The 21,837-nt window shown below is 68.8% G+C and carries 15 protein-coding genes; 9 read left to right on the top strand and 6 right to left on the bottom strand.

Translation table 11 applies throughout. From position 1 onward, the window contains the following. Positions 1-5 precede the first annotated feature (5 nt). Positions 6-3,083, bottom strand: a complete 3,078-nt coding sequence (gene pgmB / locus ISP14_RS03770) for a beta-phosphoglucomutase (protein WP_449757832.1) — start codon at positions 3,081-3,083, stop codon at positions 6-8. A 283-nt stretch (positions 3,084-3,366) separates the two neighbouring features. On the opposite strand from pgmB, the gene ISP14_RS03775 reads away from it, so the two are divergent. After that, positions 3,367-4,326 (top strand): LacI family DNA-binding transcriptional regulator, encoded by a 960-nt coding sequence (locus ISP14_RS03775; protein WP_404537124.1) that lies wholly within the window; start codon positions 3,367-3,369, stop codon positions 4,324-4,326. 15 nt (positions 4,327-4,341) lie between these two features. Here the strand turns inward: ISP14_RS03775 and ISP14_RS03780 are convergent, their stop codons facing one another. Then, positions 4,342-5,916, bottom strand: a complete 1,575-nt coding sequence (locus ISP14_RS03780; RefSeq protein ID WP_404537125.1) for a sensor histidine kinase — start codon at positions 5,914-5,916, stop codon at positions 4,342-4,344. A 423-nt stretch (positions 5,917-6,339) separates the two neighbouring features. On the opposite strand from ISP14_RS03780, the gene sucC reads away from it, so the two are divergent. Beyond that, positions 6,340-7,500, top strand: coding sequence for an ADP-forming succinate--CoA ligase subunit beta (gene sucC, locus ISP14_RS03785; protein WP_404536387.1), 1,161 nt, complete (start codon positions 6,340-6,342; stop codon positions 7,498-7,500). Positions 7,501-7,514: 14 nt separating this feature from the next. Next, positions 7,515-8,390, top strand: a complete 876-nt coding sequence (gene sucD, locus ISP14_RS03790) for a succinate--CoA ligase subunit alpha (RefSeq protein WP_192163173.1) — start codon at positions 7,515-7,517, stop codon at positions 8,388-8,390. Positions 8,391-8,463: 73 nt separating this feature from the next. Here the strand turns inward: sucD and ISP14_RS03795 are convergent, their stop codons facing one another. Further along, the gene (locus ISP14_RS03795; protein ID WP_404536389.1) at positions 8,464-9,372 is read right to left on the bottom strand and encodes a LysR family transcriptional regulator ArgP; all 909 of its coding nucleotides are present in this window, start codon (positions 9,370-9,372) and stop codon (positions 8,464-8,466) included. A gap of 102 nt (positions 9,373-9,474) precedes the next feature. On the opposite strand from ISP14_RS03795, the gene ISP14_RS03800 reads away from it, so the two are divergent. Together ISP14_RS03800 and ISP14_RS03805 are read left to right on the top strand one after the other, a co-directional pair. Beyond that, positions 9,475-10,092: a LysE/ArgO family amino acid transporter gene (locus ISP14_RS03800; RefSeq protein ID WP_404536390.1), complete on the top strand. Its 618-nt coding sequence runs from the start codon at positions 9,475-9,477 to the stop codon at positions 10,090-10,092. A gap of 95 nt (positions 10,093-10,187) precedes the next feature. Next, positions 10,188-11,810 carry an NAD+ synthase gene (locus ISP14_RS03805; protein ID WP_404536391.1) on the top strand — a complete coding sequence of 541 codons (1,623 nt, stop codon included), beginning with the start codon at positions 10,188-10,190 and terminating at the stop codon, positions 11,808-11,810. A gap of 78 nt (positions 11,811-11,888) precedes the next feature. On the opposite strand, the gene ISP14_RS03810 is transcribed toward ISP14_RS03805, so the two are convergent. After that, positions 11,889-12,755 carry an outer membrane protein assembly factor BamD gene (locus ISP14_RS03810; protein ID WP_404536392.1) on the bottom strand — a complete coding sequence of 289 codons (867 nt, stop codon included), beginning with the start codon at positions 12,753-12,755 and terminating at the stop codon, positions 11,889-11,891. Positions 12,756-12,850: 95 nt separating this feature from the next. Here ISP14_RS03810 and rluD point away from each other — a divergent pair, with 95 nt between their 5' ends. The 4 genes from rluD (at position 12,851) to ISP14_RS03830 (ending at position 18,256) form a co-directional block, all read left to right on the top strand. Beyond that, positions 12,851-13,825, top strand: coding sequence for a 23S rRNA pseudouridine(1911/1915/1917) synthase RluD (rluD, locus tag ISP14_RS03815; protein WP_404536393.1), 975 nt, complete (start codon positions 12,851-12,853; stop codon positions 13,823-13,825). Positions 13,826-13,954: 129 nt separating this feature from the next. Beyond that, positions 13,955-14,704, top strand: a complete 750-nt coding sequence (pgeF, locus tag ISP14_RS03820) for a peptidoglycan editing factor PgeF (protein ID WP_404536395.1) — start codon at positions 13,955-13,957, stop codon at positions 14,702-14,704. Positions 14,705-14,831: 127 nt separating this feature from the next. Beyond that, positions 14,832-17,417, top strand: a complete 2,586-nt coding sequence (gene clpB, locus ISP14_RS03825) for an ATP-dependent chaperone ClpB (RefSeq protein ID WP_404536397.1) — start codon at positions 14,832-14,834, stop codon at positions 17,415-17,417. Further along, positions 17,414-18,256 (top strand): AraC family transcriptional regulator, encoded by an 843-nt coding sequence (locus ISP14_RS03830; RefSeq protein WP_404536399.1) that lies wholly within the window; start codon positions 17,414-17,416, stop codon positions 18,254-18,256. The genes clpB and ISP14_RS03830 overlap by 4 nt, the downstream gene beginning before the upstream one ends. On the opposite strand, the gene ISP14_RS03835 is transcribed toward ISP14_RS03830, so the two are convergent. Both ISP14_RS03835 and ISP14_RS03840 read right to left on the bottom strand, forming a co-directional pair. After that, positions 18,198-19,184: a DMT family transporter gene (locus tag ISP14_RS03835; RefSeq protein WP_404536401.1), complete on the bottom strand. Its 987-nt coding sequence runs from the start codon at positions 19,182-19,184 to the stop codon at positions 18,198-18,200. The genes ISP14_RS03830 and ISP14_RS03835 overlap by 59 nt on opposite strands. A gap of 142 nt (positions 19,185-19,326) precedes the next feature. Beyond that, positions 19,327-21,822: a TonB-dependent receptor plug domain-containing protein gene (locus tag ISP14_RS03840; protein WP_404536402.1), complete on the bottom strand. Its 2,496-nt coding sequence runs from the start codon at positions 21,820-21,822 to the stop codon at positions 19,327-19,329. Between the last annotated feature and the right edge of the window lie 15 nt (positions 21,823-21,837).

Genomic DNA, 21,837 nt, shown 5'->3' on the forward strand with positions numbered 1-21,837 from the left:
GATTGCTATGGTGATGCGGCGTCGGCGCGAGGCCGGGCCGATGGGCCGCTTGTCGTTGTGATCCGGCCGATGTCGAACGCGGCGATGTCCGACAACAGTACGTCCGCATCGGCCAGGGCCTCCGCCCGGCCGATGCCTATCGCCGCCATTCCGGCGGCGTGAATACTGGCGATGCCTGCCGCGGCGTCTTCCACGCCCAGGCAGTCGGCTGGCGCCAGGCCGAGGCCGGCGGCGGCAGCGAGGAAAATTTCCGGATCGGGCTTAGAGCGCGCAATGCGGCCTGCGTCGACCACGTAGTCGAACAGCCCGGCGATGCCCAGCCGTTCGAGCAGTTGCGGCGCGTTGCGGCTGGCCGAGGCCAGCGCGGTCCTCAGCCCGGCGCCACGCACCGACTCCACCGCGTCGCGCGCGCCGGGCAGCAGGTGGCGCGGGTCGAGACGGTCGATCAGTTCGACGTAGCGGGCGTTCTTGCGCGCGGCCAGTTCGGCTTTTTCCGCGTCGCTGTACTGGCGTGGCGCGCGCTCGAGAAGGATCTCCAGCGAGCCCATGCGGTCCACGCCCTTCATGCGTTCGGCGATCACCTCGTCGAACGGCGCATCGATCTCGGCGGCCAGCTGTTGCCACGCCGCACGATGCAGCACGGCGGTATCGGCGAGCACGCCGTCGAGGTCGAAGATCACCCCCTTCACGGCATGCGATGGCGTGGCGGCCTGCGCCAGCTGCAGCGTCTCGCCCCTGCGCAGGTGCTGCGCCTGGCCGCGATGCAGGAATTCCAATGTTTCGCCGTCGACCAGCGTGTAGCGCACGCCGGCGGCATCCACTTCCACGCGCAATTGCGCGTCGCGCCAGCGCAGGCCGAAGCGGTAGCCGCGCCAGGCGTGCGGCAGCTGCGGCGCCAGGGCGGGCCGGCCGCCCTGCACGCGCAGGCCGCCGAAGCCCCAGCTCAGCGCCAGCCAGCTGCCGGCCATCGCCGCCATGTGCAGGCCGTGTCCGGCATTGCCGTGCGAATCGTCCAGGTCCACCCGCAAGGTGTCGAGGAAGTAGCGGTACGCCTGCGCTTCGCGGCCCACCTCGGCGGCGATCACCGCGAAGGTGGAGGCGGACAGCGTGGAGTCGTGCACGGTGACGCCTTCGTAGTAGTCGAAGTTGCGCCGCTTGGCGGCGGCGTCCACGTCCTCGCCGGCCAGCATCAATGCCAGCAGTGTGTCGGCCTGCTTGCACACCTGGTGGCGGTAGATGGTCAGCGGATGCCAGTTCAGCAGCAGCGGCCGCAGCGACGGGTCGCGCATCTGTTCGGGCGTGAGCCGTGGCTTGTCCAGGAAGCCGTCGTCCTGCGGGAAGATGCCCAGCGCGGCGTCGGTCGGCAGGTGCATGGCCTCGGCGGCGCGGCGCCACTGCGCGGGCTCGTCCGCCGCGAGGCCGATGCGCTGCGCCAAGTTGGCGTATTCCATCGGATGCGCGGCGGCCAGCCATTCGACCGTGGCGGCGGCATCGCGCAGGTGCCGCTGCGCCATGCGGTTGGTGTAGTGGTTGTTGTCGACCAGGGCGGAGTATTCGTCCGGACCGGTCACTTCGTGGATGCAGAAGGCGCCGCCGCGGCGCGGGTTGTAGTGGCCGATCCCTAGCCAGATGCGCGCGGTCTCGCACAGCATCTCCGCGCCCATGTCGCGCAGGAAGGCCACGTCGCCGCTGGCGTCCACGTACAGCCGGATCGCCCAGGCGATGGCCGCGTTGATGTGGTACTGCGCGGAGCCGCCGGGAAAGTAGGCCGAGCATTCGTCGCCGGCGATGGTGCGCCAGGGATACAGCGCGCCGCGTGCGTGGTTCAGTTCGCGGGCATGGGCGCGCGCGCGGTCCAGCGTGGCGTGGCGCCAGGCCAGCATGTGCCTTGCCAGCTGCGGCGCCGCCGTGGCCAGCGCGGGCAGCATGAAGGCTTCGGCGTCCCAGAAGCAGTGCCCCTCGTAGCCTTCGCCGGTGAGGCCTTTGGCGGCGACGCTGCCGTGGTCGTCGCGGTTGCCGGACTGGAACAGCTGGAACAGGTTGAAACGCAACGCCTGCTCCACCTCCGGCGCGCCGTCGATGGCGAGATCGGCACTGCGCCACAACGCGGCCAGCTGCCCCGCCTGGCCGGCCAGCAGGGCGGGGAAGCCTGCGTGGCCGGCCGAATCCAGCGCGTCCGTGGCGCTGGACAGCAGGACAGGGTCGATGGCGGAACTGGCCTCGGGCGGCGACCAGGCCCAGGCCGCGAATTTCTCCAGCACCACTTCGGTGCCGGGGGCGAGCTGGCCGGTCCAGGTCTGCGACACGCCGTGCGGCGTGCGCGTCGCGTTCTGGAGAGTTAGTGTGGCGTCGGCCACGCGGTGCGTCTGCGCGCAGACCAGCCGGATGCCGCTGTGCGCGGTGTGCTGGCCGACCCAGGCCAGCGTCGGATCGGCATGTGCGTTATGCAGTTGCAGGCCGCCGCTGAGGTGCGCGCCGATGCGCGGGTCGTCGCCTTGGGCGGCGGCGGTGCGGGCGGTATCGATCGCCGATTCCAGCGTGACTGGGCCGCGATAGTCGATCGAGTGCACCCGGTAGCGGATCGCCAGCAGGCCGGGGCGGTCCAGCGCGACCAGCCGTTCGGCGACGATTTCCAGCGTGCCGCCGCCCGGCGCGCGCCAGCGCAGCGTGCGCCGGTAGCAGCCGTCGCGCAGGTCGAGCCGGCGCTCCAGCGCCAGCCAGTCGCCTTGGTCCAGTCGCACCGGCGTCTCGCCCAGTCGCAGGCGGATGCGGCTGGCGTCGGCCACCGGCACGCGGGTGTCGGTATGGCGGGCAAAGCCGGTGAAGCGCTCGTGGTAGGCGATGGTCGAGCGTTCCCACACGCCGGCGAGGAAGCAGCCATGGCTGGCGCTGTCGTCCTCCTCCAGCCCGCCGCGCACGCCCAGCGAACCGTTGGCGAGGGCGAACAGGCTTTCGTCCTGGGCAAAGCCGCTGCGATCACGGCCGCAGCGGACAAGCTGCCAGGGGTCGGCGGTGCCGGGGGCATGCGGCGCCGTACCCGTATCGACGGGCTGGGCAGGCGAGGCCGCATCATGAGTCTGCACGTAATGATTCCCTTTGCACGGCTGCAATGGGCGCCAGAGCGCGATCCGGCGCCGATTCGCGGGCAGCATACGGGCGAATGATATCGATATCAAGATATCGATATCATTCGACTTGGGCCGGGTCTGGACGATGGATGGGCCGGCCGGCAGCGCATTGAACGCATCGTCACCGCAAGCGACACTGATCCATCGGTTTTTGTCGCCCGCAGCCATCGCCCGGAGGGGTTGTCGCGTGAGTCCCGCCAAGAAGAAGCAGCCCACCGCGGCGCAGTCCGGCCTGACCATGGCGGACCTGGCGAAGCTGGCCGGGGTGTCCAAGATCACCGTGTCGCGTGCGCTGGGCGATAGCCCGCTGGTGACGCCGGAGACGCGCGAGCGCATCCAGGCGCTGGCGCGCAAGCACGGCTACAAGCTGAACGTCAGCGCGCGCAACCTGCGGCTGCGGCGCAGCCACACGGTGGCGGTGATCGTGGAGATGAAGCCGTCCTCGAGCCGCACCATGTGGGATCCCTATCCGCTGTCGTTGCTGGGCGGCATCTCGCAGGAGCTGACCTCGGCCGGCTACAGCGTGCTGCTGACCACCCGCCACGACGCGCCGAACGCGGCGGTGCAGGCCGCCGACGGCCTGATCCTGCTGGGCCAGGGCGTGCACCAGGACGCCGTGAAACTGTACGAGCGCATGGGCTTGCCGATGGTGGTGTGGGGTGCCGAATCGGCACAGGACAGCCACATCGTGGTGGGCAGCGACAACCGCCACAGCGGTGTCAGCGTGGCCGAGCGTTTCCTGTCGATCGGGCGGCGCCATCCGGTGTTCATCGGCAACTCCGACCACCCGGAAATGTCCCAGCGCCTGCATGGTTTCGTCGATGAGCTGGCCGGCCACGGCATCAAGCCGCTGTTGCTGCAGCGGGTGGACTGGACGCTGGAATCGGGCGTCGACGCGGTGCGCTCGCTGGCCAGCCGCAAGGTGCACTTCGACGCGATCTTCGCCTGCAGCGACCTGCTGGCGATGGGCGCGATCCGCGCGCTGGTGGAGCTGGGCTTGTCGGTGCCGAACGACGTGTCGGTAGTGGGCTACGACGACACGCCGCACGGCGCCAGCTTCCTGCCGCCGCTGTCCACGGTGCGGCAGAACTGGCAGGAGGGCGGCGTGCTGCTGGCGCGCAAGGTGCTGGCGCTGATCGAGGGCCAGCCGGTGGCTTCGCAGATGCTGCCGACCAGCCTGATCGTGCGGGCGACCTGAAACGGGAGCGGGGCTCTAGCCCGCGGCCGCCTCGCCGGCCATGCGGTTCATCTGCGGCGTGAGCACCAGCCGGAAGCAGCTGCCGCCGCCAGCCACGCGCACGTACTCCAGCGAGGCCTGGTTCGCTTCGGCCATCTGCCGCGCGAGGTACAAGCCGAGCCCGGTGCCGTATTCGTGGGTGGTGTAGAACGGCTCGAAGATCTGCGCGGCCACCTTCGGCGCGATGCCGGGGCCGCGGTCGGTGACCTCGAGGATGGGTTCGCCGTGTTCGCCGTTGCGCACGATCACGATCACCCGTGCCGGCTCGGCGGGCAGGCGGCCGTAGCGCAGCGCGTTCTGCACCAGGTTCCACATCACCTGCTGCAGCTGTTGCGGGTCCGCCATCGCGGCCACCTCGGCCGCCCCGCCGACGACTACCCGCAAGGTGTCGTTGCCGATGTCGTTGCCGAGCTTGTATTCGTCCACGAAGCTCTGCGCCCAGCGGCCCAGATCCAGCGTTTCCGGCCGCGAACGTTCGCGCCGCGACAGCTGCAGGATGTTCTCGATGATCTCGTTGAGCCGCACGCAGTGGTTGTTGATGATCTCCACCATGCGCTGGTCGGCGCTGTCCATTTTTTCCGACTCGGCGAGCAGCTGCGCCGAGTAGCGGATCGCCGCCAGCGGGTTGCGGATCTCGTGCGCGATCGATGCGGACAACCGGCCCAGCGAGGACAGCGTGAGCTCCTCGGCACGGCGCGACAGCAGCGAGGTGTCGTCGAGGAAGATCAGCACCAGCGAATCGTCGTTCGGCGCGAGGCGGGAGAAGCGCGGCACCACCTCGGGCACGCCATCGGCGAGCTGGGTGGCGGTCTCGTCCAGCTTGCCCGAGGTCATCCAGTGGTACAGCCGGCGCGACAGCTCGGGCGCCAGCCGGCCCAGGTCGCGCTGCTCGGCGCTGGGATTGCCCAGCAGCATCCAGGCCGACTCGTTGATCTGGTGGATGCGGTTGGCGTCGTCCACCAGCAGCACGCCGGTCTTCATGCGGCGGATGATCAGTTCGTTGACCTGCGAGAGGTTGGCCAGGTCGGTGCTGCGCTGTTCGGCCAGCGCTTCGCTGGCGCGCAGCTGGCGGCCGAGCACGTGGCACAGCGTGGTGATCGCGAAATAGGCCAGGCCGAACAGGGCCGATTCCAGCAGGCTGCGCTCGCCATTGCCGCCGCCGGGCTGGGCGAACAAGGCGTGGGCGAGCAGGCCCAGCGTGGCCAGCGCGGCGAAAAAGCTGGACAGCCGCAGCGACAGGATCAGCGCGCCCACGCCGAGATTCACCGCCAGCATCATCGCGATGCCGATGTGGGCGTAGTCGATCGCGCTGAGCGCCAGCACGGCGGCGGCGACGTCCACGGCCAGCCAGATCGATACGGTCACCTTCGCGTAGGGCACGCAGCGCCGGGTCAGCGCCAATGCCGCTATGGCGAACAACAGGTAGGGCAGGGTGACCAGCAAGGCGAGCCGCATCGAACCCAGTGGCTCGCCACCGATCTGCATCGGCGCGAACGCCAGGCCGATGTACAGCAGCGCCTGGACCAGCCGGAAGATGTTGAGGAACAGCATCTCGTGGCGGATCGCCGCCGGAATGGCCCGCTGGGCGTTGAGCTGCGGCAAGACGGGGCTGGACACGTTGGGCGGCACTCCGGGGCGGTCGAGGTCAGTATAGGTGTGCGCTCCCGGAAACTTCGAGGTGCCGGGCAGGGTTCGGGCAGGCCGGCGAGCGGCCGGTTCCATGGCGCTCCAAGGCCGGGGCGGGCGCCCGCGGCCGGGCGGAAAGCCGCTCCCCGGGCCGGTTTCGGGGGCGCCCCTTTCCATCGGGGGCCGCTTCCGCGAAAATAAGCGGCCGTGTTGCGCGGTTTCTGCCCTGTCGAGGCATGCCGCGCACGGCATGCCGGCAGCGCATCGCAACGCCGTCCGACCCCCACAAGCCCGCGCCGCGTCCCTTCCGCGCGAGGCCGTGTTTCCCCGTTCGCTCGAGGCTATCGAATGAATTTCCACGAATACCAGGCCAAAGAACTGTTCGCGCAGTACGGCATCAACGTACCGCCGGGCAAGGTCGCCAACTCCCCCGATGCCGCTGTCGACGCCGCCAAGGCGCTGGGCGGTTCCCAATGGATGGTCAAGGCGCAGATCCACGCAGGTGGCCGCGGCAAGGCCGGCGGCGTGAAGTTCTGCCGCAGCCTCGACGACGTGCGCGCCGCCGCCAAGGGCATGCTGGGCACCAAGATGGAGACCTACCAGTCGGCCGGCCGCGCGCTGCCGGTGAACCTGGTGCTGGTCACCGACGCCACCGACATCGCCAAGGAGCTGTACCTGTCGATCCTGGTGGACCGCGACACCAAGTCCGTCTCCTTCATCGCCTCCAAGCACGGCGGCGTGGACATCGAGCAGGTGGCCAAGGACACCCCCGAGGACATCCACACCATCGTGGTGGACTTCGTCGAAGGCCTGCAGCCCTACCAGTGCCGCAACCTCGGCTTCGCGATGGACCTCAACGCCAAGCAGGTCGGCCAGCTGACCAAGATCATGCTGGGCCTGTACAAGCTGTTCAACGAGAAGGACCTCTCGCTGGTCGAGCTGAACCCGCTCGCCATCCTCGCCGACGGCAGCCTCGCCGCGCTGGACGGCAAGGTGAACTCCGACGACAACGCCGAGTTCCGCCACGCCGACCTGGCCGCGATGCGCGACCTCACCCAGGAAGACGCCGCCGAGGCGGCCGCGGTGCAGAACAACCTCAACTACGTGACGATGGACGGCACCATCGGCTGCATGGTCAACGGCGCGGGCCTGGCCATGGCCACCATGGACGTGATCAAGCTGGCGGGCGGCGAGCCGGCCAACTTCCTCGACGTGGGCGGCGGCGCCACCAAGGAGCGCGTCACCGAGGCGTTCAAGCTGATCACCTCGTCCGACAAGGTCAAGGCCATCCTGGTCAACATCTTCGGCGGCATCGTCCGCTGCGACATGATCGCCGAGGGCATCATCGCCGCGGTGAAGGAAGTGGGCCTGAAGATCCCGGTGGTGGTGCGTCTGCAAGGCACCAACGTGGAACAGGGCCGCGCGCTGCTGGCCAACTCCGGTCTGGCGATCACGCCGGCCGACGATCTCAACGACGCGGCGCAGAAAGCCGTGGCCGCCGCGAAGTGAGGAGCAACTAAGTCATGTCCGTTCTGATCAACAAGAACACCAAGGTGCTGGTGCAGGGCTTCACCGGCCAGCAGGGCACCTTCCACGCACAGCAGGCGATCGACTACGGCACCAAGGTCGTCGGCGGCGTCACCCCCGGCAAGGGCGGCAGCGAGCACATCGGCCTGCCCGTCTTCAACTCGGTGTCCGAGGCCGTCGACGAGACCGGCGCCGACGCGTCGGTGATCTTCGTGCCGCCGCCGTTCGCGGCCGACTCCATCCTGGAAGCCGTGGACGCGGGCATCCGCGTGATCGTGGCGATCACCGAGGGCATCCCGGTGCTGGACATGCTGCGCGTGAAGAACGTGCTGGCGCAGCATCCGGAAACCGTGCTGATCGGGCCGAACTGCCCCGGCGTGATCACCCCGGGCGAGTGCAAGATCGGCATCATGCCGGGCCACATCCACCAGCCGGGCAAGGTCGGCATCGTGTCGCGTTCGGGCACGCTGACCTATGAAGCCGTGTTCCAGACCACCAACGAAGGCCTGGGCCAGTCCACCTGCATCGGCATCGGCGGCGACCCGATCAACGGCCTCAGCTTCATCGACTGCCTCAAGCTGTTCCAGGACGACCCGCAGACCGAAGGCATCATCATGGTCGGCGAGATCGGCGGCAGCGCCGAGGAAGACGCCGCCGAGTTCATCGGCGAGTACGTCAAGAAGCCGGTGGTTTCGTTCATTGCCGGTGCTTCGGCTCCGGCCGGCAAGCGCATGGGCCACGCCGGCGCGATCATCTCCGGCGGCAAGGGCACGGCAGCGGCGAAGTTCGCCGCGCTGGAGAAGGCCGGCGTCACCACGGTGAAGTCGCCTGCCGACCTCGGCAAGACGCTCGCCAAGCTGATGAAGAAGTAATCGGGTCCGTCCGACCGATGCGAGAAGGGCCGCCGTCGTGCGGCCCTTCTTGTTTTCCACGTAGAAAGGTTTTCTACGTAGAAGAGCGGGTGGCGCGGAGGCCTTGCCGGGCCGCGCGCAGCAAGGCGTCGGTGACTTTGGCCAGGGCGGCCGAACGGATCGACCAGTGCTGCCAGTACAGCGGCACGTCCAGCCAGCGCCCGGGCGCGATCGGCTGCACGGTGCCTTGGGCGAGGGGCTGTTCCAGCATGGCCTCCGGTGCCATCGCCCAGCCCAGGCCCAGCGCCGCGCCTTCCACGAAGGCGGTGGAAGAGGGCAGGTAATGCATCGGCGGGGCCAGCCGGGCGTGGGTCACGCTGCGCATGAAGCGCCATTGCAAGGCGTCCTTGCGGTTGAATACCAGCATCGGCGCCGTACCCAGCGAGGCGGCGTCCACGCCCCGGGGAAAATGCCTGGCGACGAAGTCCGGCGAGGCGATCGGCAGGTAGCGCATCACGCCCAGTTTCTTCACCGTGCAGCCCTGCACGGGGCGGGCATCGGCGGTGATCGCGCCGAGTACCGAACCGTCGCGCAGCAGGCGGGTGGAATGATCCTGGTCTTCCACCCGCACGTCGAACAGCAGTCCGTCGCGCTGGTGCGGTTCGACCAGGGCGCCGAGTACCCAGGTGGCGAGCGAATCCGCGTTTACCGCGATCGATACCGTGACCGGCGCGGCGTGCGCGGTCTCGACGGCGAAGTCGCCCAGGATCTCGGCTTCCAGCAGGCGCATCTGCTGCACGCCGCGCAGCAGCCGCTCCCCTGCGGGCGTGGCCCGGCTGGGCGATTGGCGCAGCACCAGCACCTGGCCCAGGCGGTCTTCCAGCGCCTTGATGCGCTGCGAGATCGCCGACGGGGTCAGCGCGAGCCGTCGCGCGGCGCCGTCGAAACTGCCTTCGTCCAGCACGGCAACGAAGGCGGCCAGTTGGGGATTGAGCATGCGCACGGGTGTTTCCTGAATTCAGAAAAACTGAATTGGGTTAAGCAAATATAGTTTTACTGATGCGGACGGCCATACGAAAGTGGGCCTCATCCCGTGAGGTCCCCCATGCTGCCATCCGCTTATTTCGCCGGACTCGGTACCGGCGCCGGCCTGATCGTCGCCATCGGCGCGCAGAATGCCTTCGTCCTGCGCCAGGGGCTGCAGCGCCTGCATGTTGGCGCGGTGGTGCTGGTCTGCGTGCTGGCCGACGTCGTGCTGATCGCGCTAGGCGTGGCTGGCATGGGGCTGGCGGTAAAGCAGCAGCCTGGCTTGCTGCAGCTTCTGCGCTTCGTGGGGGCGGCCTTTCTCGCCGCGTACGGGCTGCTGGCCGCGCGGCGCGCCTGGCGCGGCGAGAGTGGCTTGCGCCCCGCCGATGCAGCGGCGAACGGGCGTGGGCGCACGGTGCTGGCCTGCCTGGGCTTCACCTTGCTCAACCCGCACGTCTACCTGGACACCGTCGTCCTGCTCGGCAGCCTGTCCACCCATTACGACGGCGGCGGCCGGTGGTCGTTCGCGGCGGGGGCGGGCACCGGCAGCCTGTTGTGGTTCACCGCGCTCGGCTACGGTGCGCGCCTGCTGTTGCCGGTATTCCGCAGTCCGGCGGCCTGGCGTGTGTTCGATGTGCTCGTGGCGATCCTGATGTGGGGGCTGGCCGTCGTGTTGCTGTCGCAACCGATGGCCTAGGGCGCAGGAAGCCGGCGAGGCGTGCGGGGACGCTTGTACCGAGGGCGATGCACTACCATTTCGTCCCCGATTCCATCCCTCGAAGAGCTTGATCCATGGCTGTCCTGAGACTGGCGCTGGCGCAGCACGATTTCCCGGTTGGCGCGGTCGCGGCGAATGCCGCGAAGGTGGGCGACCTGATGGCGCAGGCCCGTAGCGGCGGCGCCGAACTCGTACTGTTCCCCGAGTTGACCCTTTCCGGCTATCCGCCCGAAGACCTGCTGTTGCGCCCCAGTTTCCTCGCTGCCTGCCAGCAGGAGCTGGAGGCGTTGGCGGCGGGGACGAACGGCCTGGCCGCGCTGGTGGGCTTCCCGCACAGCGAGGGCGAGGTGTTCAACGCCGCCGCGCTGCTGCGCGATGGGCGCATCGCGCAGATCGCGCACAAGCAGGCGCTGCCCAATTACGGCGTGTTCGACGACAAACGCTACTTCCGCCCCGGTCATGCCAGTGCGGTGACCACGCTGGCCGGCGTGCGCATCGGCCTGCTGATCTGCGAGGACGTGTGGCGCCCCGAGCCGGCCGCCGCCGTGGCGCGCGCCGGCGCCGAACTGATCGTGGTGATCAACGCCTCGCCCTGGGACGACGCCAAGCAGGCCGAACGCGAGGCGGTGCTGGTCGCGCGCGCGCAGGAAACCGGTTGCGCCCTGGTCTATCTCAACCTGGTCGGCGGCCAGGACGAAGTGGTCTACGACGGCGGCTCGCTGCTGGTGAACGGCGACGGCACGATCGCCGCCCGCGCGCCGGCCTTCGTCGACGCGCTGCTGTGGGCCGAGTTCGATCCGGACACGCGCACCTTGCATGCCGACGGCTGGCCGGTGCAGGACGATGCGTGCAGTGAAGCAGTGCTGTACGCCGCGCTAGTGCGCGGCATCCGCGACTACATCGACAAGAACGGCTTCCCCGGCGTGCTGCTGGGCCTGTCCGGCGGCATCGATTCGGCGCTGACCCTGGCGTTGGCGGTGGACGCGCTGGGCGCCGGGCGTGTCACGGCGGTGATGATGCCCACCCGCCACACCTCGCAGCTGTCGCTGGATGGCGCCCGCGTCCAGGCGGAGCGGTTGGGTGTGGACTATCACGTGATCGACATCGAGCCCACCTACCGCTCCTTCCTTGGCGCGCTGGCGCCGGCCTTCGCCGGCAAGGGCGCCGATACCACCGAGGAGAATCTGCAGTCGCGTACCCGCGGCGTGATGCTGATGGCTTTGTCCAACAAGCACGGCAAACTGCTGCTCGCCACCGGCAACAAGAGCGAGATGGCGGTGGGCTACTGCACGCTGTACGGCGACATGTGCGGTGCCTACGCACCGCTCAAGGACGTCTACAAGACCGCGGTGTACCGCTTGGCGCGCTGGCGCAATGCGCAGGCCGGCGGCGAGGAGGCGATCCCGGTGGCGGTGATCGACCGCCCGCCTTCGGCGGAGCTGCGCGACAACCAGACCGACCAGGATTCGCTGCCGCCCTACGAGGTGCTGGACGCGATTCTCGAGCGTTTCATCGAGCGCGAGCAGTCGCAGGCCGAGATCATCGCGGCGGGTTTCGCCGCCGACGTGGTGCACCGCGTGGTGCGGCTGGTGCTGGTCAACGAGTTCAAGCGTCGCCAGTCCGCCCCCGGCCCGCGCGTCACCACCCGCGCGTTCGGGCGCGAGCGGCGTTATCCGATCACCTCGGGCTGGCATTGAATCGCCGCGGGCGCGGCTTGCGGCGGGCATAAAAAAACACCGGGCGAGGCCCGGTGTTTTTTTGGGGTACCGAAGTACTCAGTGGTGTCGCATGAACGGAATCATCTTGCGCCACGTCGCCACCTCGTGCGGCCACTTCGGGTCCTTCAGGTAGGGGTGGTTCGGGTAGTTCAGGGCCAGCACCTGGCGGGTCTGCGCGGCCAGCTTGTCCTGGTCCAGCGCAAGGTAGCTGCGGGTGAGAATGGCCAGGGCGTCGCCGGTCTGCGGCGCCTGCTGGTAGTGTTCGATCACGTACTGGGCGCGGTCGGCGGCGCCGACGTACACGCGGTTGAACAGGTAGAACTCGGCCACGTTGACCTCGTACTGCGCCAGCACGTTGCGCAGGTAGATCATGCGCTGCCGCGCATCGGCCGCGTAAGCGCTGTTCGGGAAGCGGCGCGACAGCTCGGCGAAGTCATCGAAGGACTGCAGGTTGTAGCCCTGGTCGCGGCGCGACTGCGCTTCCTTATCGTGCGAAACGCGGTCCATGAAGCCGGTGGTGCGGTCGAAATTGATCAGGCCGCGCAAGTAATAGGCATAATCCGCATGCTTGTTGGCCGGATAGGTCTTGATGAAGCGGTTGATCGTCGAGTACGCATCGTCCAGCTGGTTGTCCTTGTACTGCGCATAGGTCAGGTCCAGCTGGGCCTGCTCGTTGTAGTCGCCGGACGGGAAGCGGGCGATCAGGCGCTGGTAGGCCTTGATGGCTGCGGTGTAGTCGGCGTTTTCCAGCGAGTTGTGCGCGGTGTTGTACAAGGCTTCCACCGGCATGGTATCGATGTTGTCGTGCTTGTGGCCGAACAGTGAGCAGGCGCTCATGGTCAGCGCCAGCGCGAGCACGGCGAGCGTCCTGAGGCAGAACCGGGTGGTCATCGGCAGCTTGAGCGAGTCGATTGTTGGACGCATGGATAAAGAATTCAGATGTTTGATCGAAAAAGCATGATAGCCGAAACCGGAGCCGCGCCGCGGCATGCCGCCTTCCGCCCTGCGGGAGCCGGCGCATGACCGCGATACGCCATGAAGCCCGGGTGCCGCTGTCCGCGGCCGGACGCAGGTTCGACCAGGCGTTGGCCGAGTTGTTCCCCGACTACTCCCGATCGCGCCTCTCCGCCTGGATCAAGTCCGGCGCGGTCACGCTGGACGGCGCCACGGCGCCGCCGCGCCAGCTGCTGCGCGGGGGCGAGCAGGTGCGGTTGGAAGCCGAGCTGGAGGCCGAGGTGGCGAGCGCCCCGGAGGCCATCGCGCTCGCCATCGTGCACGAGGACGAACACCTGCTGGTGCTGGACAAGCCGGCCGGCCTGGTGGTCCACCCCGGCGCCGGCAACGCCTCGGGCACCCTGCTCAACGCGCTGCTGCACCACGACGCCCGGTTGGCCGAGCTGCCGCGCGCCGGCATCGTGCACCGGCTGGACAAGGACACCTCCGGCCTGATGGTGGTGGCGAAGACCCTGCCTGCGATGACCGCGCTGGTGGATCTGCTGTCGTGCCACGAGGTCGAGCGCCAGTACGAGGCCGTGGTGCTGGGCAGCATGGTCTCCGGCGGCACGGTGGACGCGCCGATCGGCCGCAGCATGGGCGACCGCCTGCGCCAGGCCGTGCGCGACGAGGAGAGCGGCAAGCACGCTGTCACCCATTACCGCCTGCGCGAGCGCTTCCGCGCGCACAGCCTGCTCCAGTGCAACCTGGAGACCGGCCGCACCCACCAGATCCGCGTGCACCTCACCCATATCGGCCACCCGCTGGTGGGCGATCCGCTGTACGGCGGCGGCCTGAAGCTGCCGAAGCGCGCCACGCCGGAGCTGGCCGCGGCGCTGCGCGGCTTCCGCCGCCAGGCGCTGCATGCGGAGCGGCTGGCGTTCGAGCATCCGGTCAGCGGCGAGCCGCTGTCCTTCGCCGTCGAGCGCCCGGCTGACATGACGGCGTTGATTGCCGCGCTGCGCGACGATCTCGCCGCCCACGGGCACGACGACGATTGACCGCAACGGGCGTCGCTCCCCTGCGCGCAGGGGAGCGCGCGGGCCCGAACCACGAAGCGGCACGGCTGTGTGCTGCGGCGCCGGTGTGCGATGCTTGTCGCTTCCCCGCCCCCACCCCCGTCGAAAGACATGACCGATACCTGGATCTTTCCCGACTGGCCGGCGCCGGCGCGCGTGCACGCGGCGGTAAGCACCAGCGAAGGCCCCGGCGTCTCGGCGCCGCCGTTCGGCCGCTTCAACCTCGGCTTGCGCAGCGGCGAATCCGCCGAGGTGGTGGGCAGCAACCGCAGCGTGCTGCAGCAGGCCCTGAACCTGCCCAGCGCACCGCGCTGGTTGCACCAGGTGCACGGCACCACCGTGGCCGAACTCGGTCCGTTGCCCGGGGCCGCCGAACCGCAGGCCGACGCCGCGGTATCGCGCATCCCCGGCACCGTGCTCGCCATCCTCACCGCCGACTGCCTGCCGGTGTTGTTCAGCGCCGACGACGGCGGCGCCATCGGTGCCGCCCATGCGGGTTGGCGCGGCCTGGCCGCGGGCGTGCTGGAAGCCACCATCGAGCAGATGCAGACCTCGCCGTCGCGCCTGATGGCCTGGCTGGGGCCATGCATCGGCGGGCCTTCCTACGAGGTGGGCGACGAGGTGCGCTCGGCCTTCGTGGACCATTCGGCCGGCGCGGCCGCCTGTTTCGTGGCGACGCGGCCGGGGCATTGGCGCTGCGATCTCGCGGCGCTGGCGCGGCAGCGCCTGGCGGCGGCCGGCGTGGCGCGCGTGCATGGGGGCGGGTTCGATACGTTCGCCGATGCGCGGTTCTACTCGTACCGGCGCGAGGGCGCGCGGAGCGGGCGCTTCGCCAGTCTGATCTGGTTGGCGAACAACTGATCGACCCTGCCGCCGGCTGAAGCCTTGACGCCGGCTAGCCGCGCCGCCTGCTTGAATCGCCTGGCGCCGTCCGCATCTCCCTGGCCAGTGGCGGCGCAGCCGCCAAACCTTTGTGGGGATAGCACCGATGCGGATGGACAAACTCACCTCGCGTTTCCAGCAGGCGCTGGCCGACGCGCAGTCGCTGGCCGTCGGCCGCGACAACAACATGCTCGAACCCGTGCACGTGATGGCGGCGCTGCTGGCGCAGCAAGGCGGTTCGACCGCGCCGCTGCTCACCCACGCGGGCGTCAACGTGCCGGCCTTGCGCCAGCGCGTGAACGAGCTGCTCGATCGCCTGCCCAAGGTCAGCGGGCAGGAGGGCAACCTCAACGTAGGCAACGAGCTCAATCGCCTGCTCAACCTCACCGACAAGCTGGCGCAGCAGCGCGGCGACCAGTTCATCGCCAGCGAGTTGTTCGTGCTGGCGGCGCTGGAGGATAAGGGCGAGCTGGGCGCGGCGCTGAAGGCGGCCGGCGCCACCAAGGCGAAGCTGGAAGCCGCCATCGAGCAGGTGCGCGGCGGCGAGAAAGTGCAGAGCGAGAACGCCGAAGACCAGCGCCAGGCGCTGCAGAAATACTGCATCGACCTCACCGAGCGCGCCGAGTCGGGCAAGCTCGATCCGGTGATCGGCCGCGATGAGGAAATCCGCCGCACCATCCAGGTGCTGCAGCGGCGCACCAAGAACAATCCGGTACTGATCGGCGAGCCCGGCGTGGGCAAGACCGCCATCGTGGAAGGTCTGGCCCAGCGCATCGTGAAGGGCGAGGTGCCGGAAGGCCTGCGCGACCGCCGCGTGCTGGCGCTGGACATGGGTGCCCTGATCGCCGGCGCGAAGTTTCGCGGCGAGTTCGAGGAACGGCTGAAGGCCGTGCTCAACGACCTCGCCAAGAACGAGGGCCAAATCATCTTGTTCATCGATGAGTTGCACACCATGGTTGGCGCCGGCAAGGGCGAGGGCGCGATGGACGCCGGCAACATGCTCAAGCCCGCGTTGGCGCGTGGCGAGCTGCACTGCATCGGCGCCACTACGCTGGACGAGTACCGCCAGTACATCGAGAAGGACGCCGCGCTGGAGCGCCGTTTCCAGAAGGTGTACGTGGGCGAGCCCTCGGTGGAGGACACCATCGCGATCCTGCGCGGCCTGAAGGAACGCTACGCCGTGCATCACGGCGTGGAGATAACCGATCCCGCCATCGTGGCCGCGGCCACGCTGTCGAACCGCTACATCCCCGACCGCCAGCTGCCCGACAAGGCCATCGACCTGATGGACGAAGCGGCCTCGCGCATCCGCATGGAGATCGACTCCAAGCCCGAGGAACTGGACCGCCTCGAGCGCCGGCTGATCCAGCTGAAGATCCAGCGCGAGATGCTGAAGAAGGAAAAAGACAGCGAGTCGAAGCAGCGCCTCGCCGACCTGGAGACCGACATCGCCAAGCTGGAGCGCGAGTTCTCCGACTTGAACGAGGTGTGGAAGTCGGAGAAGGCCGCGCTGCAGGGCACCACGAAGGTGAAGGAGCAGATCGAGCAGGCGCGGCTGGAGCTGGACGCGGCACAGCGCCGGCAGGACTACGCCAAGATGAGCGAGATCCAGTACGGGAAGCTGCCGGAACTGGAGAAGCAGCTCGCCGCCGCGCAGGCCGCCGAGCAGAAGGGCGAGTTCAAGCTGGTGCAGGACAAGGTCACTGCCGAAGAGATCGCCGAAGTGGTGGCGCGCTGGACCGGCATCCCGGTGTCGAAGATGCTCGAAGGCGAGCGCGAGAAGCTGCTGCACATGGAGGACGAGCTGCACAAGCGCGTGGTGGGTCAGGACGAGGCGGTGCGTGCGGTATCCGACGCGGTGCGCCGCGCGCGCGCGGGCCTGTCCGATCCGAACCGGCCCAGCGGCTCGTTCCTGTTCCTCGGCCCCACCGGCGTGGGCAAGACCGAGCTGTGCAAGGCGCTGGCCGAGTTCCTGTTCGACACCCAGGACGCGATGGTGCGCATCGACATGAGCGAGTTCATGGAGAAGCACGCCGTGAGCCGCCTGATCGGCGCGCCTCCGGGCTACGTGGGTTACGAAGAGGGCGGCTATCTCACCGAGGCGGTGCGTCGCCGCCCGTACAGCGTGATCCTGCTGGACGAGGTGGAGAAGGCGCATCCGGACGTGTTCAACATCCTGCTGCAGGTGCTGGACGACGGCCGCCTCACCGACGGCCAGGGCCGCACGGTGGACTTCCGCAACACCGTGATCGTGATGACCTCCAACCTCGGCTCGCAGCTGATCCAGGAGCAGGCGGGCGATTCGGAGGCGGACTACATGCAAATGAAGGCCGCGGTGCTCGGCGTGGTGCAGGCGCATTTCCGTCCCGAGTTCATCAACCGCCTCGACGAGCTGGTGGTGTTCCGCCCGCTGGAAAAGAAGCAGATCCGCCGCATCGCGCTGATCCAGCTCACGGCGCTGGAAAAGCGCCTCGCCGAGCGCCAGCTGAAACTGGAGATCAGCGAGAAGGCGCTGGACCTGCTCGGCAACGTCGGCTTCGATCCGGTGTACGGCGCGCGGCCGCTGAAGCGTGCGATCCAGCAGCAGCTGGAGAATCCGTTGGCCAGGGAAATCCTCGAAGGCCGCTATGCGCCGGGCAGCACCATCGCGGTGGATGCCAAGGGTGGCCACTTGGCGTTCGATGCGACATGAGCGACGCGCGTCGGCCGGGGCAGTATCAGGTCGACGCGCCGCCGGCGCGCCACGCAGTGCTGGAGGTGCTGGGGCTGCGCTGCGAAGTGCTGCACGCCGCGTTCGGTGCGCAACGCTTCGAGCGCCACTACCACGATGGCTTCTCGATTGGCGTTGTCACTGCCGGCGCCAACGTGTTCGATTACCGCCGGCGGCGCGTGGAGGTGCCTCGTGGCGCGCTGTGCCTGGCCGAGCCTGGCGAGGTGCACGATGGCGGCCTTGCGCGGATGGCCTGGTCTTACCTCGACGTGCAACTGCCTGCGGCCCTGCTGCGTGAACTGGCACGGGACGTGGAGCTGGACGGCGTGCCGTCGTTCGCCGCGGGCGGCTTTGACGATCCGTCATGCGCCAGGGAACTGGTCCACTGGCTGCAGCTCTGTCTCCATCCGCGACACGACGTGATGGCCTGCGAGGAAGCTGCCGTGCAGGCACTGACGCGACTGATCCTGCGCCATGCGGAAGGTGTCGCGCGCTTGCGTCTTCCGCCGGACGACCGGGTGGCGCGCCTGGCGCTGGAACTGCTGCACGACACGCCGCATGCGCCGGTGGCGCTGGAGACGCTCGCTGCGCAGGCCGGGGCCAGCCGCTACCGGGTGATCCGCGCAGTGAGCGCGGCCACCGGCCTTCCGCCGCATGCCTATCACCTGCAGTTGCGGCTGCAGCGTGCGCGCGACCTGATCCTCGTCGGCCTGCCGATCGCGCAGGCCGCGGCGGCGACCGGTTTCGCCGACCAGGCCCATCTCACCCGCGCGATGCGCGCCCGCGCCGGCCTGACGCCGGGCATGTTGCGGGTGCGATGATCCGCGCAGCCGTTTCTGCCGCATCGTCGGGTTCCGGTGCCACGCGGATGACGTTCACCAGTACCGCTGCCACCACGAGGGCCGTGCCGGCCCATTGCGCCGCATGCAGCCGTTCGCCCAGCAACAGCGCCGAGAGCAGCAAGGCGGTCGGCGGCGCCAGCGCGGTGAACGGTGCCGCCTGCACACCGCTGAGTCGCGCCGCACCGCGGTACCACAGCCAATAACCGATCGCGGTAGGTCCCAGCGCATACCATGCCACCGCCAGCAGGGCGGTTGGCGACCACGCCGGTGCCGGCTGGCCGGCAAGCTCCAGCAGCGCCGGCGGCAGCGCCAGCAGCAGGCCGAACCCGCTCATCAGCGTGGCCTGCGCCAGCGGGGCGATGGGCGTGCGCAGCCGCTTGTTGAGCAGTAGGAACAGAGCCTCGCAAGCCACCGCCGCCAGCACCAGGGCATCGCCGAGCAGCGCGCGCGCCGAGGGCAAGCCCGTGCCAGCTTGCAGCGCGGTCAACAACACGCCAATGGTGGCGAGGGCGATCGCCAGCAGGTTGCGCGGACGCAAGTGCTCGCGGAGCAACAGCACCGACAGCACACCAACCGCCGCCGGCAGGGCTCCCAGGAGCACGCCCGCGTCGGCGGCTGGCGTCAGTTTGAGCCCGGCCAGCAGAAAGACGGTGTAGCCCGTGCTGCCGGCGGCCGCCTGCACCACCAGCAAGCCCAGCGTGCGTGCGTCGAGTCGCGGCCAGCGTACGCCGCCCAGTTGCGTCGCCAGCGCCAGCAGTGGCGTGGCCAGCGCAAAGCGCAGCGCGGTGGCGAGGAACGGCGGCAACCCGTCCACGACGAGCTTGCCAGCGACCACGGTGCTGCCCACGGTGAGCATGGCCAGCGCGAGGCAGAGCCGGGCGGAACGTTGGGGTGAGGTGGTTGTCATGCGGGCCTCCGGTTGCGGGAGGCCGCAGTGTCGAAGCCCGCGTGCGCGGCGTATTGAACGAAATTGCATCAGGTCCGGCGCCAACGAAAACCCCGGCTCGCGCCGGGGTCTCGTGCCGCGTGTCGCTTGTTGGGGGTCGCCCTTACCAGCTGTAGCGCACCTTGCCGTAGACGTAGGCGCCGTTGTAGCCGAACGGCGAGAACGTGGAGTAGGGCAGGGTGCCGTTGTTGGTGTTGTTGGCGATGTTCTTGTCCGGATGGGTGTCGGCGGCGTCGTCCACGCCCACGGTGAAAGTCCAGCTCTGCCAGCGGTAGCTGCCGGACAGGTCGAGCAGCCACTTCGGGGTGAAGGTCTGGTCGACCACGCCCTTTCCCGGGTTGTAGCTGGCCAGGCTGCTCACGTAGCTGGTGTAGCGGCCGTAGCGGGTCAGCGTGCCGTTGAAGCTCCAGTTGCCGATGCTGTACTGCTCGCCAAGGATCAGCTTGCTGCGCGGCGTGGAGTTGGCGAGGTAGCCCTGGATGTCCTGGCGGTTGAGGCGCACGAAGTTGACGCCGAGGTTGTTGAGCACCGCCGGGTTGGGTTTGACGCTGGTCACCTTGTTCTGGTTGTAGTTGGCGCTCAGCGTGGTGGTGAAGGTGCCGATATCGCCGAGGTCCTTCACCCAGGTGCCGACGAAGTCCACGCCGCGCGTGCGCGTATCGCCCGCGTTGGTGAAGTAGTTGACGCTGCTGTAGTTGAGGTTGGTGACGCCATTGGCCGCCAGGTAGCGGGTCACGGCCGGCGAGGTGGTGGAGATGGCGCCCGACAAGGCGATGCGGTTATCGATGTAGATCTGATAGACGTCGACGCTGAGGTTCAGCGTGTCGGTGGGGTTCCACACCGCGCCGAGGGTGTAGTTGCGCGACTTCTCCGGCTTCAGCGCTTCGGCACCGAGCAGCTGGGCGATCTGGCTGCCCACCGGCACCAGGCCGCTGTTGTAGATGCCGGCCGGCAGGCCTGCCGAGTTGCCGCTGGCGAAGAACAGCGAGGAGGTCTGCGAGAAGTATTCCTGCCCCAGCGACGGTGCGCGGAAGCCGGTGCCTGCGGTGCCGCGCAGGGCGAAGCTGTCGGTGAAGTCGTAGCGCAGCGACAGCGAGCCCGAGGTAGTGTTGCCGAAGTCGGAATAGTCCTCGTGGCGCACCGCCACCGAGGCGCCGAGCTTGTCGGTGAGATTGGTTTCGAGGTCGACGTATTCGGCCACGTCGTGGCGTGCGGCATTCACGGCGTTGACGGGCTGCCAGCCGGCGAAGCCCTGTGCGCCGCCGGAGGTGCCCGAGGTGCCCACGTACCAGGAGGGCAGGTCGCCCGGGCTGATCTGGTAGCTCTGCCGCAGGTACTCGGTGCCGAAGGCCACGGTCAGCGGATTCGGCAACCAGCCCGGGCTGAAGTCCTTGGCGATATCGATGTCGAACGACTGCTGGTTGGCCTTGAGGATGCCGTCGTGGAACACCGTGGGCGAGTAGCCGAAGTCGTGGAAGAAGGCGAAGTTCATGCTGTCCTGCGTCTCGTAGGCGACGCGGTTGCCGCCCGCATTGGCCGAGACGTCCCAGCGCCAGCCGTCCACCGTGCCGCGCACGCCGGCGACCAGTGACTGGTCGGAGGAGTCGGCGTTCTCCAGCGGCAGGAAGCCGTCCGGATACATCGACGCCATCAGCGGGCTCTTCGGCGAGGGCGAGTTCAAGCCGTAGCGGAAGAACGCCGGCGAGATGCTGTTGCGGCGGCCGTAGTGGCCGAAGGCGTAGAACTGCACGTCGGGCGTGATGTCGTACTGCGTGTTCAGCAGCACGTTGTTGCTGTGCACCCAGGGGTCGCCCTGGCGGAAGTTCACGCCCAGCGCCTGCCAGGCCGGCGAGCGGTTGTCCGGGCCGGCGCGGTTGGTGTTGTCCTCGTTGCCGCTTTCGACCGCAAGGCGCAGCCAGCCGGCGTCGCCGCCGAGCGGGATGCCGAAGTTGGCCGAGCCCAGCCACTGCCGGCCGTCGCCGGCGGAGTACTGTCCGCCGCTCACTTCCACGTCGCCGCCCTTGGCGCCCTTCTTGAGGATGATGTTGATCACGCCGGCGATGGCGTCGGAGCCGTATTGGGCGGAAGCGCCGTCGCGCAGCACCTCGATGTGGTCGATGGCCGACAACGGGATGGTGTTGAGGTCCACCGGCTGCGAGCCGCGCCCGATCACACCGTTGTTGAGCAGGATCGCACCGGGATGCCAGCGCTTGCCGTTCACCAGCACCAGCACCTGGTCGGGCGACAGGCCGCGCAGCTGCGCCGGGCGCTGGGTGTCGGCGGTGTCCGCGGCCGCCGGGCGCGGGAAGTTCAGCGAGGGAATGATGCGCGCCAGCGCGGTGGGCAGGTCGGTGGTGCCGGTCTGCTGCAGCACCTGGGCGGAGACCACGTCGATCGGCGTCAGCGCACTGCTTTCGGTGCGGCTGGCGGAGCGGGTGCCGGTGACGATCACCGTCTGCAGCTGCTTGGGCTTGGCGGTGGCGTTGCCGCTGCCGCTGCCGGCGGTGTTGTCCTGGGCGGCGGCGGAAGTGCTGGCGAGCGCCAGCAGCACGCCTGCAGCCAGCGTGGAAAGGAGCAGGGTGTGGTGCGGCTTGTTCATGGTGTCTCCCTGGGC

This window comes from Dyella agri, from assembly GCF_044904705.1.
Lineage (GTDB): Bacteria > Pseudomonadota > Gammaproteobacteria > Xanthomonadales > Rhodanobacteraceae > Rhodanobacter_A > Rhodanobacter_A agri.